This is a genomic window from Streptomyces sp. NPDC007095 (genome assembly GCF_040634475.1).
Lineage (GTDB): Bacteria > Actinomycetota > Actinomycetes > Streptomycetales > Streptomycetaceae > Streptomyces.
In genome coordinates this window covers 14,195-32,526 of record NZ_JBEYFS010000067.1, presented here as the reverse complement: position 1 = coordinate 32,526, position 18,332 = coordinate 14,195, and the positions used below count along the sequence as shown (strand labels likewise).

General features: G+C 69.3%; 5 protein-coding genes. 3 read left to right on the top strand and 2 right to left on the bottom strand.

Annotated features, from left to right (window positions below; translation table 11 throughout):
* Positions 1 to 29: 29 nt before the first annotated feature.
* A complete protein-coding gene (locus tag ABZ656_RS23335; protein WP_360270228.1) occupies positions 30 to 4,097 on the bottom strand; it encodes a LamG-like jellyroll fold domain-containing protein in 4,068 nt (1,355 codons plus the stop codon).
* Between the two features lie 658 nt (positions 4,098 to 4,755).
* Between ABZ656_RS23335 and ABZ656_RS23330 the strand changes: the two genes are divergently transcribed.
* The 3 genes from ABZ656_RS23330 to ABZ656_RS23320 all read left to right on the top strand — a co-directional run bounded on the left by ABZ656_RS23330 (position 4,756) and on the right by ABZ656_RS23320 (position 14,105).
* A complete protein-coding gene (locus ABZ656_RS23330) occupies positions 4,756 to 12,579 on the top strand; it encodes a ricin-type beta-trefoil lectin domain protein (protein WP_360270226.1) in 7,824 nt (2,607 codons plus the stop codon).
* A 72-nt stretch (positions 12,580 to 12,651) separates the two neighbouring features.
* Complete coding sequence (locus ABZ656_RS23325) at positions 12,652 to 13,179, top strand: hypothetical protein (protein WP_101406301.1); 528 nt, start codon at positions 12,652 to 12,654, stop codon at positions 13,177 to 13,179.
* Positions 13,180 to 13,535: 356 nt separating this feature from the next.
* Positions 13,536 to 14,105: an XRE family transcriptional regulator gene (locus ABZ656_RS23320; protein WP_129592325.1), complete on the top strand. Its 570-nt coding sequence runs from the start codon at positions 13,536 to 13,538 to the stop codon at positions 14,103 to 14,105.
* Between the two features lie 837 nt (positions 14,106 to 14,942).
* Here the strand turns inward: ABZ656_RS23320 and ABZ656_RS23315 are convergent.
* Positions 14,943 to 18,278 (bottom strand): BTAD domain-containing putative transcriptional regulator, encoded by a 3,336-nt coding sequence (locus ABZ656_RS23315; RefSeq protein WP_360270224.1) that lies wholly within the window; start codon positions 18,276 to 18,278, stop codon positions 14,943 to 14,945.
* Between the last annotated feature and the right edge of the window lie 54 nt (positions 18,279 to 18,332).

The window sequence follows — 18,332 nt, the reverse complement described above, 5'->3', positions numbered from 1 at the left end:
ACTTCGGTTTCCGGGCTGCTGTTCATGGCTTACCCCATTTGTATGACGACCACGGTGTCGCCGGGTGCTGTCGCGTCTGCTGGTGGAAGTGCCGTCGGGTAGAGGCGGACGTCGCTGAGGCGGCCGTTCGCGTACTGGCCGTACGCGCCCTGGAAGAGGCGGCGGCCGAGCTGGACGGGGCCGGCGGCGTTCCAGGCCGTGCCGGCGTAGGTCTTGGTGGCGGACAGGTGGCCGTTCACGTAGAGGAGCAGTTGGTCTGCGTCGGCGTCGTAGACACCGACGAGGTGGGTCCATTTGCCCGCCATGGCTTTGGCGCCGTAGGCAGCGGTGAAGGCGGTGCTGGTGGTGTCGTCGTTGTGGCGGCCGAAGGCCCAGACCCCGCTCCCGGAGGAGTAGTAGAGCTGGAAGCCGTTGGCCGCGCCGACGACAGGGTCGTCCGACTGGGACACGAAGGTGGAGTTGGTGCCGGACAGGGAGTTCAGCTTGACCCACGCCGAGACGGTGAAACTGCCGCTGGTGTCCACGCCGGGGCCGGTCGTGGCGGCGTACGCGGTGGTTCCGTTCAGGTTCAGGGCCGTGCCGCGATCGGTGTCCGTGATCCAGGAGGCTCCGCCGGTCAGGGCGGCCGGCGTGTTGCCGGTGGGGTCGGAAGCGGTGGTGCCGGTGCTGTCGTTCAGGTTCCAGCGGTGGGTGGCCGTGTCGGTGACGGTGCCCAGGGATACCGGGTCGGCGAAGGAGGCCGTGGTGCCGGACGGAGTGGCACCCGGGTACTCGGTGAGCTGGCCGGAGGTATCGGTGGCGTACAGGTCCGGCTTGCCGTCGGGGCCGCCGGTGGCGCTGTTGACGTCGCCGGGGGAGGCGACCGTCGGGTAGTCGCGCTTGGGCAGGACCACGGACAGGGCCGTGGCGGGGTGGGCGTTCCAGCCCGCGGTGGCGCTGCTCGTCCAGTTCTGGGCGGCGGTGTTGTTGCAGGTGTAGAGGCGGACCTGCGTGCCGTTCGTCGTGGCGGAGCCCGGGTCGTCCAGGCACTTGCCGGACTGCGGGTTGACCAGGCTGCCGGAGGCACCCGTGGTCCACTTCTGGGAGCCGCTGCCGTTGCACTTGTAGAGCTGGAGCAGCGTGCCGTTCTCCGTGCCGCCGTCGGTCACGTCGAGGCACTTGCCGAGGACGCGCAGGGAGCCGTCATTGTGCAGGACCCACTGCTGGGCCGGGCTTCCGTTGCAGGTGTAGATCTGGATCTTGGTGTGGTCGGCGGTGTGGGAGCCCGCGTCGTCCAGGCAGAGCGTGCCGCCGGAGGATGTCTTCACGGCCGAGACGAACGGTGTGCGGATGGGAGCGTGCAGCAGCTTGGGCAGCAGGGTGGAGCCGTCGACGTCGATCGGGAAGGTGTAGACGGTGCCGGACGTGTCGTCGCGGGCCCAGAGGGTGGGGGTGCCGCCGGTGATCTTGCCGTTGCCGTCGGTGTCGACAGTGAAGGTGCCGCCGACCCGGCCGGGGGCGATCAGGGTCAGGCCCGACCAGTCGCCGTCTCCGAGGAGGAGGGGGTGGCCGAGGTGGTTGATGCCGTACGTCTGGTAGAGCCAGAGCTTGTTGTGTTCGACGGTGAGGACTGCGGGGTGGTCGGGGTTGCCGTACACATCGCCGTCCACGGTCAGCTGGGAGATGTCCCAGGGGGTCGACGGGTCGTAGCCGGCCTCGGTGCAGCGGCTCGCCGGGACGACGTCGGTGGCCTCGCAGGGGTCCTTGGTGACGACGTCGTAGCGGCGGCCGACGAAGCCGGGGTAGGTGGAGTACGGCGTGTGCGGGAAGGAGCCGTCGTCCTTGGGATCGAGGTCGTTCTTCACGACGTACATCTGCTGGGTCTTCTTGTTGTACGCGAGCAGGTCGTCGTGGGTGTCGCCGTGCAGGTTGCCGCGGTGGGTGATGAGGTAGTCCCGCCAGTCCCCGGTGGGCGCGCCCTTCGCGGTGGAGACGATCACCGGTCCGGTGACGGCGGGCGGGGTGCCGGTGACGGGGCCGTCCTGGGCGGGGGCGGGTGCCTGGGCGGGGTCGCTGTTGCCGGGGATCAGTTCGAGGTCGCCGGTGCTGGTGGTGGCCAGCAGGTCGGGGCTGCCGTCGCCGGTGACGTCCCCGGGGGCGATCTTCGTCTTCGGGTCCCAGGGTGCGGTGAAGGTGTAACCGACCGGGTTCTGGGACAGGTTGCCGGCCCGGTCGACGGCGACGACGTACAGGGTGTGGACGCCCCAGTTCGTGACCGGGACGGTGACCGTGCCGGTGGAGGTGGTGCCGCTGGTGGCGGTCACTTTGGCGGTGTGGCCGGTGGTGGCGGTGGGCTGGTCGTCGAGCTGCCACAGGAAGTGGTCGATGCCGCTGGCCTTGCAGCCGGCCGGGTCGCAGGTGTCGGCCGGGGCGGTGTCGGCGGTGGAGACGGTGAAGTCGGTGGTGACGCCGCTGCCCGCAGGGGTGTCGCCGGAGCCGCTGCCCACCGGCGGGAAGTGCGGGTTGTCGGCGATAGCGGGTGTCTGCGGCGGGGTGAAGTCGGTGTCGAACCAGCAGTGGTCGCTGATCGCCGACTTCAGCTTGATGGCGGAGTTGTCCTGGGCGTAGACGTCCCAGCCGTACTCGTGGCCGTCCTTGAGGGTGAATCCGATCGGCGCGTCGGCGTCCTGGCCCGAGGCGACCATGCCGCTGTCCGGGGTGCCCTTGTCCACGGCGTTGCCGTCGGCGTCCAGGTCGGTGCGGTCCCAAACGTGGTAATGCGACTCGGCGTGCTCGCCGGAGATGTGGGTGGTGACCGTGGAGTGGAGCTGGACGTTGCTGCCCGCGTCGCTGTAGGTGGTCGCGCCGATCCAGCCGATCGCGTCGGCGCCAGTGACGCAGTCGCCATCCGCGCCGAGTGGTTTGGGTGTCGTTCGGAGCTTGGTGGGGACGTCGGGCGCGATGTCGAAGTTCGTGATCAGGGAGAGGGTCTGCGACATGCGCAGGTAGTCGTCGTTGGAGCTGGTTTTCGACTCGTTACCGAAGAGGCCGATGGTCCAGGTGGACTTGTTGCCGTCGGCGATCTTCTGGATCTGGTCGTCGACCCGGAAGCTCGCGGTGCTGTTGGAGCAGTTGTCGTTGTGCCCGCTGGGGACGGTGGTCTTCACCGCCGGGTAGCCGTTGTCGTCGAGAGTGTCCGGCTGGTGCTGCCAGTCGGTGTTCTCGTTGATGCCGCCGGTGGTGTGCAGGGTGATCGGCTGGTCGTGCGAGCAGTCGAGGCTGGCCGCGTAGGTGGTGTTGACCTTCACCTCGGCCTTGATGACGGTCATCGACGGGTCGAGACCGCTGGTGTTGAGCGCGTAGTACGACCGCTCGAGGCCGACCCCGCAGGCCCCGCCCCAGCGCTGGTAGCCGACGCCCTCGCCGTTGGTCTGGGGCTTGTTGTACTGCGGGGCGTCGGAGCAGGCCGAGCTGGAGTACACCTCGTCGTAGGCACCGGACTTACTGGTGACCGGGTTCTCGAAGGGGTCGATGTAGACGGGGTAGCGCGTGTCGGGGGCGTCGAGCAGCGAGGTGTCCGGGGCCAGGGTGATCGCGTTGTCGGCGGTGGTCATCGGGACCTGGCCGACCTGGGCGCCCGGGCCGGGGCCGGCGGTGGAGGAAGCGTCCGAGGGAGCCACCGGGGCGTCGGCGGCGGCCCGCACGAAGGAAGCGGGCCTGGCGGCCGTGGGCGCGGTCGACGTGTCCGACGTACCCGAGTCCCACATCAACGGCGGCGGACTGGTGTACGACACGGAGCCGTCCGCGGCGGTGGCGGTCATGCCGCCCGCGGGTGTCGCCGCCAGGTCGAGGCCGTCCGTGTCCGTGGCCACGGTGAGCCTGCGCACGCGCGGATCGGCGGCGGCCTTCGCGTCGTGGACGATCAGAACGTCGCTGAAACCGCCCTGGTCCGTCACCGAGACTGACAGGTCGACGCCGGGCAGGACGGACGGATACAGCGCGGTGTCGCTGCTGATCTGCGGGGTGGGCAGGGCGAACGGCATGGTCAGACTCATGGTGTGCCCGGCCGGGTCGGTGAGCGTGGCCAGGGGCCCGCTGCCGCCACCGGAAAGACGCACGCCGTTGGGGGTCGCTCGGGGGGGAGTAGGTGCCGTCGGCGTCGGCGACCAGTGTGGCGTCCACGGGCACCCACGCACCCTCCCGCTGCACCCGCACCGGCAGGACGGCCGACGTCGTGGTGAAACTGCCGTCCGGCTGTGCGGTCACGGTGTCGGTCTCGCTGGTGAGCGCGTCGACCGGTACGGGGGTGCCGTCGGCGACGGCCTTCGCCTGTGCGGCGAGCAACGGGTCGGACGGACCTGACGGATCGTCGGTGGTGACCGCGCCGGCCGGGACGGTCAGTGCGCCGAGCAGCACACCGGTGACCGGAAGCAGCCCCAGTCTGCGGACGGATGACGACAGCACGGAACAGCTCCTTCGCGCGACGGACAGGGCAGACGCGAGATCTGCGACCATCCGCGCCCCGAACGAGCCGTCGCCGGACGCTGGGTCAGAACGTCGGCGGCAGGCGTGCGGCGGTGATGTTCGCTCCCCCCGCACAGAACGTACACAGCAAAAGCTAAAAGCGAGCACAAAATTGTCATGGCATTGGCAAAAAGTGTTGAGAATTGGTCAACCCGGTTCCTAACCTCCCGTCCTGGATCACGCCGACCACGTGACTGTTCAAACGACGGGCCGTCAGGTTCGTTGCATACGGGGGGACTTCACACGGTGGGTGTGCGAAGAACGCTGACGCTCGTCTCTGCTTTGCTCACCGCCATGGTGCTGCTGGTGACGGGGGCGGTGGCCCAGAACGGCATCGGGCCGTTCGTCTTCCACGGCGACTTCTGGAAACCGAAACCGCTGCCGAAGACCCCCGCCGTCGGCGACCACGAGCTGGCCCGGACGAAGACCGTCCATCCCAAGGGTTACCACCCACTCACGCGCTACACGGCCACCAAGACGCCCTGGCCGAAGGCCGGTACACACGCGGTCGCGCTCAAGGGCAAGCCCGTCAAGGCCGGCTCGCTGCCGGTGTGGTTGGCGTCGGCGGGCAAGGGCGAGCAGAGCGCCCCACGGGTGAGTGTCCGGCTCGCCTCCCGTACCCAGGCGCTGCGCGCCGGCGCGGACTCCGGCCTGCTGGTCGGACTGGGCGCCACCAAGTCCCGTACCGGCAAGGTCAGCGTCGTCATCGACTACTCCGCCGTCGCCGAGGCCTACGGCGGCGGCTACGGCTCCCGGCTCACCCTCACCCGGCTCCCGGCCTGCGCCCTGACGACCCCGCAACGCGCGGAGTGCCGCACCCGCATCCCGCTGAAGGCCGTCAACCGGGCCACCGCGAATCAGCTCACCGCGACCACCACTGCCGATTCGGCGATCGCCGTCACCTCGGGCAGTCGGGGTTCGCAGGGCGATTACTCGGCGACCTCGCTGACCCCGGAGGGGAGTTGGCAGGCCACTGGCACCGGCGCTTACACATATGCGTACCCCGTTCAGGTGCCGCCGGGGCTCGGGGACACCGGGCCGTCGGTGGCGCTGTCGTACGACTCGCAGTCCGTGGACGGGGAGACCTCGGCGCGTAACTCCCAGGCGTCCTGGATCGGCGACGGCTGGAGCTACCAGCCGGGCTTCGTGGAACGGACGTACCGCTCCTGCGGGTCGCTGCTCGACTCCGACGGCGACAAGATCCTCAAGGGTTCGGGCGACCAGTGCTGGGGTGGCGCCAATGCCACCGTGTCCTTCGGCTCGCACTCCGGTGTCCTCGTCCCGACGGCCACCTCCGGAGCGCCGGGCGAGATACGGGAGTTCAGGCTCCAGGGCGACGACGGCACGGTCGTGCAGGAGCTGTCCGGCGCCTCCAACGGCCTGTACGACGGCACCTACTTCCGTGTCCTGACCACCGACGGCACCGCCGCCTACTTCGGCGCCGACCACGCGCCGACCGGCGCCGGCACCAACGGTTCATCTTCCGGCTCCGGCGACGACTCCACGCACGCGGCCTGGGGCGTGCCCGTGCTGCACCCTCGCTCGCCCGACCCCTGCCACAGCGACTCGGACGGCAAGAAGTCGCGCTGCGACAAGCCTGAGGGCTGGCGCTGGAACCTGGACTTCGTCGTCTCACCCACCGGCTTCGTGCAGCGCTACGACTATTCCACCGAGACCGGCTACTACGACCTCGGTGGCGGCCAGGCGGCGGCGACCGACGACAAGGACGACACCGGCACCCTCACCTCGTACACCCGGAGCGGCGCGCTCACCACCATCTCCTACGGCTACACCCTCGACGACGAACAGGCCGGTCGCACTCCCTCCGCGCAGGTGGTGTTCGCCTCCAAGCAGCGCTGCCAGACCACCTCCACCTTCACCGACTGCTCCGTCGGGAACCTGGACGACAACACGGCCCCGCACTGGCCGGACGTCCCCTGGGACCTGCACTGCGACGCGACCGACAAGACGAAGCTGCCGGACGACGCCACCAAGGTGCCCACGGACGTGTGCATCGTGTCGTCGCCGACCTTCTGGTCCACCACCCGGCTGGACACCATCACCACCAAGGTGCACGTCAAGGACGGCGACACCGACAAACTGGTCCCGGTCGACTCCTACGCCCTCGGCCAGGTGTACTCCGACGCGGGCGGAGCCGTCGACCCGGTCACCGGCACCACCGTCGACCCCAAGGACGCGGGCTCCCTCCAGGCCGTGATGTGGCTGCAGTCCATCCGCCACACCGGCAAGGGCACCTACGGCAACACCGACAGCGACATCGCCCTCAACCAGGTCTCCTTCACCGGCACCGAGATCGACAACCGGGTCGACGACGACTCGCCGTCCGCCCCGCCGCTGTACCGTCCGCGCATCTCCAACGTCCAGACGGAGACCGGCGAGTCGATCACCGTCGAGTACAACCAGACCCCGTGCGCGGGCAAGACGCTCGACATCAAGGCGGCCGACTCCAACACCAACTCCTGCTACCCCGTGTACTGGACGGTCCCCGGCGCCTCCAAGCCGATCGCCGACTGGTTCAACAAGGTCACCGTCCACAGCGTCACCACCGCCGATCTGACGATCGCCGCCCAGTACAACCCGGACGCCTCCAAGATCCCGGCCGGCTCCGAGGCACACGTCTCCACGTACGCCTACTCGGGCCCCGCCTGGCACCGCGACGACTCCGACCTCACGGACGACCAGTACCGCACATGGGACCAGTTCCGCGGCTTCCGCACGGTCACCGTGCGCACCGGCAAGGCGCCCGAACCGGTCACCCAGAAGACCACCACCTACCTCCAGGGCATGGACGGCGACTACAAGGCCGACGGCAGCCGCCGCTCGGTCAGCGTGGACGCCACGGTCGGCGGCAAGACCGTCGAGACGGTCACCGACGCCGACCAACTCGCCGGAACCGCCCTCCAGTCGGACACCTACACCGCCTCCGGCGGCTCGGTGAACGCTTCAACTGTCAATGGCCCGTTCGCCTTCACCACCACGGCACACGCCGACCGCACCTCATGGACCGCCTGGACCCAGGAGGACCACCCCGGCGAGACCAAACCGGACAAGGCCACACTGCCCGACCTCACCGCCCGCCGGATCACCTCCGTCCAGAGCCACGGCTACGCCCTGCTCGCCGACGGCAGCTGGCGGCACACCCGCACCGACACGGCGTACGACGACCAGGGCCGCGTCCAGACGGTCGACGCGCACGGCGACGTGTCGGTGGCCACACAGGAGAAGTGCAGCAGCACGCAATACGCCGACCCGTCCTCCTCTGGCGGCAACGCCATGCTGTTCGCCTACCCGGACCGCATCACCACGGTCTCCGGCCCGTGCGGCACCAAGGCCGACGCCGACACCCTGCTCTCCGACAAGAAGATCTACTACGACGGCGACGGCTCCATCACCGCCCTCGGCTCCTACGGCACGGTCGTCCACCCGCACGTCACGGGCACCCAGGTCGCCACCGGCTTCGCCACCGACGGCACCGAGAGCTGGCGTACCACCAGCGGCATCGCCTACGACGGCGCGGGCCGCGTCACCGACACCCTCGACGCCACCGGCAACGGCACCCACACCGACTACCTGCCCAAATGGAGCAGCGCGGGCGGCAACACCAACCCCACCAGCATCGTCTCCATCAACCAGAAGCAGTGGAAGGTCACCTCCACTCTGGATCCGCTGCGTGGGCTGCCGCTGCGTAATGTCGACGCCAACGATCGCGTCACCGACATCACCTACGACGCCCTCGGCCGCCGTACCGCCGTATGGCTGCCCGGGCGCGACAAGGCGACGCAGAGCGCGGACATGACGTTCGCGTACTCCATCAACCCCGGCGCGGTTCCCGCTCCCGGCGGCACGATCACCCAGCCGGGCGACCCGTCCTCGGTCACCACGCGCACCCTGCGCGAGGACGAGACCTACGCGACGTCGATCAGCATCTACGACGGGATGCTCCAGCCCCGCCAGGTCCAGACGACCGCTGACGGCGACTCCGACTCCGGCCGGATCATCTCCGACACGTTCTACGACTCCCACGGCTGGCCCAGCGCGTCGTACGCCCCCTACTCGGAGCCGGACCACACCCTTTCCACCACCCTGTACGCGGCCAACGAGAACGAGATCCCGGCCGAGACCACCACGACGTACGACGGCCAGGGCCGTGCCACCGCGAGCACCCTGTGGCACCAGGCGATCAAGCAGTGGAGCACCTCCACCGCCTACCCGGGTGCCGACGAGACCGATTCCACCCCGCCGGCAGGCGGCCGGGCGACCGCGGTCTTCACGGACGCCCTCGGTCGGACGGTGAAGTCGATGGTGAAGAACACTGGCGCGACGGTCACGCTGGCCGGCGGCACCATCATCCCGTCCGGCACCTCGCTGACCTCGGGCAGCGTCCGCCTGACCATGCAGGCCGACGGCAACCTCGTGCTCACCGCGCTCGCGACCAGCAAGACCGTCTGGTCCTCCGGCACAAGCGGAAACCCGGGCGCCTACGCCCAGTTCGGTACCGACGGCAACCTCGCGGTGTACACCACCGCCGGCGCCTCCAAATGGAGCACCGGCCTGACCGCCACCACTGGTGCCACCCTCCAGGTCCGGGCCGACTCCACCCTCGCGGTCGTCGCGGGCACCGGGACGTCCGTGCTGTGGAAGCAGGGCACCGTGGGCGCCGTCCCGCCCGCCGACGCCACCACCCGCTACACATACACACCCGCCGGACAGATCGACACGGTCAAGGACAGCGCGGGCAACACCTGGTCGTACGGCTACGACCTGCTCGGCGAGCCGACCTCCCAGACCGACCCCAACACCGGTACAGCGTCCTTCGACAAGTACGACGTCCTCGGCAACCTGCTCCAGTCCACCGACGCGCGCGGCCAGGTGATGTCGTACGCCTACGACTGGGACAACCGGCTCACGGCGACGTACGCGGCTCCCTGGTCGGCGACGCCCGACCCGGCCAAGCAACAGACAGCCCGGGTCTACGACACCCTCGCCAAGGGCTACCCCGCGTCCTCGACCCGGTACGTGGGCGGGGCGAACGGCAAGGCGTACACCGAGGCCGTCACCGGCTACAACACTGCCTACCAGCCGCTGGGCTCCACCCTCACGATCCCGTCCGCCGACGGCTTCCCCGGGACCACGGCGGGCGGAACCGTCACCTACACCCTGAGCTCCACCTACACTCCCAACGTCGGTCTCCTGGCGACCACCCAGTACCAGGCGGACGGCGGCCTGCCCGCCGAGCGCATCGGCTACGGCTACACGCAGCAGGGCGCGCTCGACGGCTTCGGCGGCTACATCAACGCCGCCAACACCCCCTCCTACCTGGACGGCACGGTCCACGACCCGTTCGGCCGGGTCCTGCAGACCAACTACGGCCCCACGGGCAAGGAACTGGCGACCTTCGCTCAGTACGACACGACGACCGGCCGCACCACCCAGACGTCCAGCATGCTCCAGACGTCGACCACGGCCCTGGACGTCGTCAACTACCGCTACGACCAGACCGGTCAGCTCACGGCGACCGAGGACCTCCAGAACAACACGACCCACGACACGCAGTGCTTCAGCTACGACTCCTTCCAGAGGCTGACCGCCGCCTGGACGGACACCGCCGGGATCACCGGCTCCGGCACCGCACCGGTGGGCGCGGTCGGCGGCTGTACCACGGCCTCCGTGCAGACCAGCGCGGCGCCGGTGAAGACGAAGACGGTCGGCGGGCCGGCGCCGTACTGGCAGACGTACACCTACGACCTGCTGGGCGACCGCACGGGCATGGTGAATCACGACACCGGCGGCGACGCACTCTCGGACACCACCCAGGCGACGACGTACCCGGGGCTGGACGGTACAACCGCCGCCACGCACCCGGACCAGGCGGGCGCGACCACGACGACCAACCCGGGCACGGGTACGGCCACGCAGACCCCGGCGTACGCGGATGCGACGACCGGCAAGAACGCGGGCGACACGGCCAGCCGGGCGACGAAGACCACCGGCCCTCTGACGACCGGCTTCACCCTCACCGGCGGCGGCAAGCTGTGCGTGGAGGAGACGGGTTCGGGCGCGAAGGTCGAGGTCAACACCTGCAGTTCGACGTCGACGGCCCAGAAGTGGACCATCGGCACCGACGGCACGGTGAAGGCGGCCGGCTTCTGCCTGGACACGGCGGCCAACTCGACGACGTCCGGTGCGGGCGTGGTCGCGGAGGCCTGCTCCACCGACGCCACCCAGAAGTGGCGCGTCACGTCGACCGGCACCCTGGTCAACGCAGCCAAGAGCACGCTCTGCCTGACAGACCCGAGCGGCAGCGCGACGAAGGGCACCCAGCTCACCGCCACCACCTGCGGCGGCAAGGGCCAGACCTGGACGACGGTCACGACGGGCGCGCTGCCGGCGGGCCAGACCCAGACGCTCACCTACGACGCCGAGGGCCGCACGGCGACGGTCACCACACCGTCCGGCACCACCAGCCGCACCAGCACCTACCTGTACGACGCCGACGGCGACCTGCTGGAGCAGACCGCGTCTGTCGGCGGCACCGACAAGACGCGTGTCCTGTACCTCTTCGGCGGCGCGGAGCAGCTGACGCTGGACGTGGCGGCGAAGACGTGTACGGCGTTGCGGTACTACGCGGGGCCGGACGGGACACGGATCACCCGCTCCAGCTCTGGGTCCGTCACCTACCAGGTGGCCACCTCCCAGGGCACCGCGACGACGGCCATCGACGCCTCCACGCTCGCGGTCACCCGCCGCTTCTACGACCCCTACGGCAACGCGCGCGGCACCAGCCCTTCTTCCTGGGTCTCGGCTGACGAGAACCACGGCTACCTGGGCAAGCCGGCCGACTCGGTCACCGGCCTGGACCTCCTGGGTGCCCGCAACTACGACCCGGCCCTGGGCCGATTCCTGACCCCCGACCCGGTCTTCGAGTCCGGCGACCCCAACCAGATGGGCGGATACAGCTACGCAGGTGACAACCCGGCGACGCAATCCGACCCGTCGGGCCTGTGTCCCAAGGACTTCTGCGACGGCTACGGACAGCACACGGGGGAGACGTCGACCAGCTCCGGCGGCGGCAGTACCAGTACCTCTACCTCCAGCGGCGGCACAGGGAGCGGCGCCGGTGGCGGTTCACCGACCCCGTCGCCCTCGCCGGGCGCTCCTCCGACCCCGGGTCCGTACCCGCCCGCCCCCCACAACTTCGTCACCGACATCGTCGTCAGCATCGCCAAGACAGCCTTCGACCTGGTCAACTGCGAGTTCTGGCTCAGCGGCGGTGGTGCGGACCACGACGCGTCCTGCGAGGTGGCTGGCGGTGTCGTCTCGGGCGGCGGTCTTGAGGGCGGCGGTCTCGGAGCTGCGGAACGCGGTGTCGTGGGCGACGCCGAAGGGGCGGCCGAGGGAATCGTCGAAGGCGACGCCGCCGCTGCCGCGGGGGCTGGTGCCAAGGCCGTCGACGAGGCCGCCTCCGACGTCGCGGACCTGGCGGCACTGAAGCGGGCGAACGCGCAGGCGCGGGCGGAGGAGGCAGAGGCCGCCTCGGCAGCACCGAGCTCACCGGCCGCCGGAGCCTCCGGCACCAGGCCGTCGGCGCGGGACTCACGGTCGCCAGTGCAGAAGACAGCGCCCGGAGCGAGGAAGTCGAGTCAGGCGATCGTCACCAAGACCAAGGTGCCCCGAGGCACCACCATCGAGGATGGTCTTGCCGGCGCGAGAAACCTCCGGAATCGGCTGGCGGAGCGTTCGCTGTTTCCGAACCGGGATGGAGAAACTGTCAGCACGGCCATGGCGAGGAAGACCTGGACAGCGGGCTACAACGCCGAAACAGGCGAGATAGCCGCTGCTTCCTCGGGTTGCGGATACTGCGCGGAAGGCAACGTCATCAATGCTCTGGGCGGTGACGTCAACCGTGTCGTGCTGACGCGAGCGCTGTATTGGGACAGGGAGGAGGAGATCTGGGACGAGATGCCGATCTGCGACAAGTGCCAGGCCTTTCTGACGCCGGACGATGTCGAGCCAGGGCCGTGGTATTACCACCCCGGTCCTTGGGACAACAGGTAGCGGAACCAACTCGTACACTTTCTCCCCGCGCAGTCGGGGCTACCCGGACACCAGGACATGGGGAGTGCACACATGGGCATCAGGCCGTCGCTGATCCAGGCCGAGCGGGTCGACTGGGCTTCCCTGCGGTGTGGTTGCGGCATGACCGGCGCGCATATACCCGAGACCTTCGCGGCCTTGATCGACGCGACGACGCCGCAGGGGTTGGCGGCGGCATCCCTAGAGGGCCACGTCCACGTCCAGTCGCTCCTCTTCGAGGTAGCGGTTCCTGTCTCTTCGCTGATCGTGGCGGCCCTCAACGAGCCCCTCTGGGAGGATGTACGGGTCAGGCTCCTGGACGACCTCGGCGCCTGTGTGGGCGGGGAGTCCCACTGGACCGAGGTCGAGGCTGGTGCACCCGAGATCGAGATCGACTGTCAGATCGCTGCCCGGGAAGGTCTCTGGACGCTCTACCAGGAATACGCGACCGGTCGGGCGCTGCTTGCGAGGCTCGTCCTCGACGTGGTGGACAACGACCGAGACCGCTTCGCGTATTTCGATGCCAAGCTGAAGGGACGGATACAGAAGCGGGCCAAGCGTCATGGACCGACAGGATGGTGAAGTAGGCGAGCCTAGCCCTCGCGTAGTGAGAAAAACCCCGCCGGTCCCCTTTCGGCGTGAAACGTACGGTGGAACCGTGGCGGATCATCCAGGCTTCGGCGTGCTTCTGACCCGGCTCATGAATCACCGTCGGACGGATGTGACGTGGCTGGCCTCCGCCGCCGGTATTCCGGAGACCGAACTCCGCTCGGTGGTCTCGGGCACGCCGCCGCTGGCTTCGCAGCTCGGCGCTCTCGCCCCCCGCGCTCGGTTTCCACGTCGCCGACCTCCATGTGATCGCTGACGTCCCGGTGCCGGCAGCCCTCACACCCCGGGAACCGGCCGCCGGGGCAGCGATCGTGGGCCTTGTCCAGATCATGCTGGCACTGCCGATGGATCGGAGAGCCTACGTCCACCGGCTGCTCATCGATCAGCTGCCGCTGGATGACGACGAGCGACCCTCCCCTCCACCGTTGGTTTATGACCAGTACGAGGCGGGCTCCGGCGCGATACTCGCCAATCTGCTGTGCCTCAACCGGAATCTGCACTCCCCGACTGCCGCAGCCAAGATCCTGGCCCTTCTGACGGAAGGCCGCGTGTACCTGGCCGCCTCCACGGTCAGCGGTATCGGCAGGGGCCGCCGAGCACTGACTGCGGACCGGGTGGCAGGCTTCGCGACCACTCTCGGCATCCCGGGTGGTGACCTCGCCGCTATCACCGCGGTTGAACTCCGCGAGACGTCGGAGCCCGACGATTCGCTGGCGGCCGAAATGGCGCGGCTGCTGTGGAACTGCCGGCGCCTGACCACGGCTCAGGTCGAGTACGTGCGCGACGAAGCGGACTCGATGCTGGTAGCAGTGCCCGACGACGCCCCCGGCGTGGACTGGAACCGCGTCCGTCACCACCACGGGAGATGGTGGGGCGCGCGCCGAGGCACTGTGACATGACCTGTTGGAGCAGGCGTCGTCGGTCGGGGGCACCGACATGATGGCGCGCGGCCTGCGGGGGTGCTTGTGGGGGAGTGACAAGCCCTGGCGAATCGTCCTCCTGTCCCTGCGGAAGCCGGTTTGGTGGCCGCCCGGTGTCCGGACGCCTTTGGACGGCGCGTCACGGGGTGGCACGACCCAACCTGTCGCATGTGCTCTGATCAGGCGCAACGTCATCCGGCGGCACGACACGTCACTCGGCAACACGATCGCTCACGGTCTCGTAATGCGTAGGTCTCGGGTTCGAATCCCGAAGGCGGCTCCATGGTGAACCCCAGGTCAGGCCTCTGACCTGGGGTTTCTTGTTTCGGATGACCTTGGAATCTCGGCAAATCGGGCGCTGTCTGTCTGTGCATCGTAATGCGTAGGTCGGAGGTTTGGTTTCTGTGGCGAGGTCGACGATCTAACGCTCTGACCTGGTCCTTTCCTTGCTCGTAGGGGGTGGATCATGCTGGCGCAAGGGGTCCCGGTGGACAACCGGTGGACAGCCGTGCGTGACACTCCATCAGGCACCCTTGCTGCTTCTGGGGCGATGGGTGAAATCCACCAGTATCCGATGGGACGATAGGCGTCGTCGGGACTGTCCGGTCCGGACAGGTCTCACGTCCGGCTCGGGTCCTGGCGATGGTTGGCCGTGAGTGCACGCAGTGGCCGCTGGGGATGAGGACGCGCGCACCGGCGTCGGCCTGGAATCCCCCCGAGGGCCCAGAATGCGGTCTTCCGCGCCTACCGCTACGGGCCGGAGCACACGACCTGGTCACGGCGGGAACGGGACTGACGCGCACGGCCGCCGGAACGTCACTGGGCGAGATCCTTGTACTCCTTCGCGGGCACGCCGATATCCGAGAAGATGTCCCATGCCTGTTGCCTCATCAGCTCGGCGGCAGCACCGTCGGTCTTCCGGTGGGCGCGGGCGAGTGCCAAGAGGGTGCGTGCCTCGCCGGGTCGGTGGCCGGTCAAGCGGTGCACGGCCAGGGCCTCCTGGCCGAGTTTGACGGCTGTGGCGTGTGCTTCCTCGGACTCCGCTGTTTCGGACAGCGCTGTCAGGGCCCGGCCCTCCACCACACGGAATGAGTGGTCGCGGGCCAGGCGCAGTGCCTGTTCGGCATGGGTGCGGGCCTCGTCGTAGCGGCCCAGTTGCATGTGGGTGAGGGAGAGGCTCACGAGGCTGTCCGCCTCGGCGCGTTTGAATCTCGCCTCGTGGGCCAGGGTGAGAGCCTGCTCGTCGGCCTGAAGAGCCTCTTCCGGATGCGCCAATTTGCGGTGGGCGGCGGCGACCGTGTTGAGGAGGCCGGACTGAATCCATCGGCGTCCTGTGGGTTTGACCGTGGCGAAGGCATGCTCGGCCAGTATCAGCGCGTCGTCCTGGCGGCCGAGCTCGATATTGATCTTCGCGATGGCGTCGAGCATCATCGCGCGGCCGGGGCGATAACGAGCCCTCTTGCCGGAGGCCACCGCGGGGCGGAGGACGTCAAGGCCGTCAGCGAGACGGCCGAGTTCCCAGTAGACCCAGCCCAGGATCTGCAGGGCCCCGCTCTCGTTCGACCAGGCGAGCTCTTCCTCGGGGTCGATGGCGCGTTCGAGGTGATCGGCAGCCTCGTGCAGCCGGCCCAGATCCCGGCAGGTCATGGCGAGGCCGACCACCCCGAACCCGTCGAAGTAGCGGTTACCGGTTTCCCGGAAGCCGCGCAGGCCAGCGGTGAAATGCTCGTGCGCACTGTCGAGGCGCGCCATGCCCCACTCTACGAAGCCTCTGACGCCGAGGCCCACTGCTTCGCCTGTCGCCCAACCGAGCTGCCGACTGATGTCCTGTATGCGCGCGCCGTGATCCATCGCCTGCCTGGCATGCCCCCGGTCCCACTGGATCACTCCAAGGCTGGTGTGCATGGCCGCCTGGCCGAACAGGTCGCCCTCGGCCGTGGCCGCGTCCAGCGCCGTCTGTGCCGCGGTCTGCCACGTCGCCCGCGGCAGGTGGAGCCAGAAATGGCCGAACAGCGAGTTGGCCAGGTGCCAGGCGACGGGGCGCGGCCCGTGGCGACCGGCATGGTTGATGACGGCGAGCAGGTTCGCCACCTCCGCCTCCAGCCATTGGTCGGCTCCGGGGGCGGACGGCATGCCCGGGTGCCCGTCCGGGTGGAGGTCGGTGGGCAGTTCAGGGAAGAGCCAGGTTCCCGCGGCCCGGCGGGTGGCGTTCAGGTACCAGATCAGGAGCCGTTCCAACGCGGCGTCGCGATCCGCGGCCGTCTCCTCCGACAGCGCCCGCTCCTGCGCGTACTCGCGAAGCAGATCATGGAACCGGTAACGCCCCACCGTCACCGGTTCGATCAGGTGGGCCGCGGCCAGCGTACCGAGCAGACGCCGGGCCTGTGACAGCGGTGCATCCAGGAGGGCCGCCGCGACCTCGGCGGTGAACTGCGCCCCCGGGAACAGGCCGAGCAGGCGGAACAGCCTGCGTGCGCCGGGCGCCAGGTCCCGGTACGACACCGAAAAGGCCGTACGTAAGGGGGGGTTGGCCTCGCCTTCCGGCTCCAGCGCCTGCAGCCTGTTGCCCTCGGTCATCTCGGCGACCAGGTCGGCCGCCCGCAGGCCCGGATCGCCCGCCAGCCTGGCGGCGGCCATGCGCAGCGCCAGCGGAAGGCTGCCGCACAGCCGGATCAGTTCGCCGACCGCGGGCTCGTCGGCGGCTAATCGGTCCGCGCCGAGGGTCCGGCTCAGCAGCGCGCGGGCCTCGTCCGGCTGGAGGAGGTCCAGTGACAGGGCATGGGCACCGTCGTGGGCGACGAGGTCGCCGAGGCGGTTGCGGCTGGTGACGACGACACAGCAGGTCGGGCTGGACGGCAGCAGCGGACGTACCTGCTCGGCTGAGGCCGCGTTGTCCAGTAGGACGAGCATGCGCCGGTCGGCCAGCAGGGTCCGGAACACGCGGCCCTGGGCTTCGTGGTGCGGGGGGATCTCCGATGCCGCGAGCCCCAGGCTGCGCAGCAGCAACTCAAGGGCCTTGCCGGGCTCGAGGGGCTGCCGGTCGTGGTCGAAGCCGTGGAGGTTAACGTAGAGCTGGCCGTCCGCGAAGTAGTCGCGGACCTGATGTGCCCAGTGCACGGCCAGCGCGGTCTTGCCGATGCCGGCGGCGCCGCCGATGGCGGAGATGACCACGGTGTTCGCAGCCAGCCGGTCCTGCGCGGGCGGAAGCAGGGCGTGGAGCCGGGCGAGTTCGCCGGTGCGGCCGGCGAAGCCCGGGGCGTCGTGGGGGAGTTCGGCGGGCACGGCGCTCTCGCGTGGCGTGGTGAGCCTGGGCGGGGAAGGAGCCGGCGGACGCAGGAGGAAGACGTCGTCCTGGTGCAGCACCGCTTCGTGCACCCGGCGCAGTTCCTCACCGGGATCGGCTCCGAGCTCGTCACGCAGTCGTACACGGATGTCCTCGTAGGCCTTGAGTGCTTCCCCCTGACGTCCGCAGCCGTACAGGGCCCGCAGGCGCAAGGCCGTCAGCGCCTCGTCGTAGCGGTCAGCCACCGAAGACGCCGACAGCCCGCCGCGGTCGTCGAGGGCCTCGCCGAACCGGCCCAGCAGCACCAGGCACTTGAGCCGCTCCAGTCGGAGCGTCCGTCGGCGCTCCTCCAGCCGTTGCCGCTCTTCCTGCGCGAACGGTCCCGGCAGGTTGGCCAGGGGCTCGCCCTGGAACAGCGCGAGGGCCTCGGACAACTGAGCTGTCGCCGCGGCCAGATCGCCCGACGTGACGGTGCGCAGTGCCTCGTCGCCCCGCACGTCCAGATCCGCTGTGTCGAGCCGGACCCCCTCGACGACGAAGCGGTACCAGCCCTTGCCACTGCGGATCACCGACTCCGCGGGCGGGGTGCTTTCCGGGTCGAGGGTCCTGCGCAGCGCGTTGACGTGAGTCGGCAGCACCTTGCGGCCGCCTGCGGGCGGCTCCGGCCCCCACACTGCGTCGAGCAGCTGGTCATGACTGACTACTGCCCCTTGGCACAGCAGCAGCGTGGCCAGTACGGCCTGCCGCTTGACCGGACCCAGTTCCAGGGGTGTTCCGCCCCGCCAGCCCCCTAACGGCCCGAGCAGCTCGAATCGAAGCAGCTCGGGAGATCCGCCGTCCACCGCGAAGCCTCCGCTCCCGTAAATCATCGAAATTTCATCAGCATTGCAGCACCCCCGGCCATGGTGATGGGCACGACATCG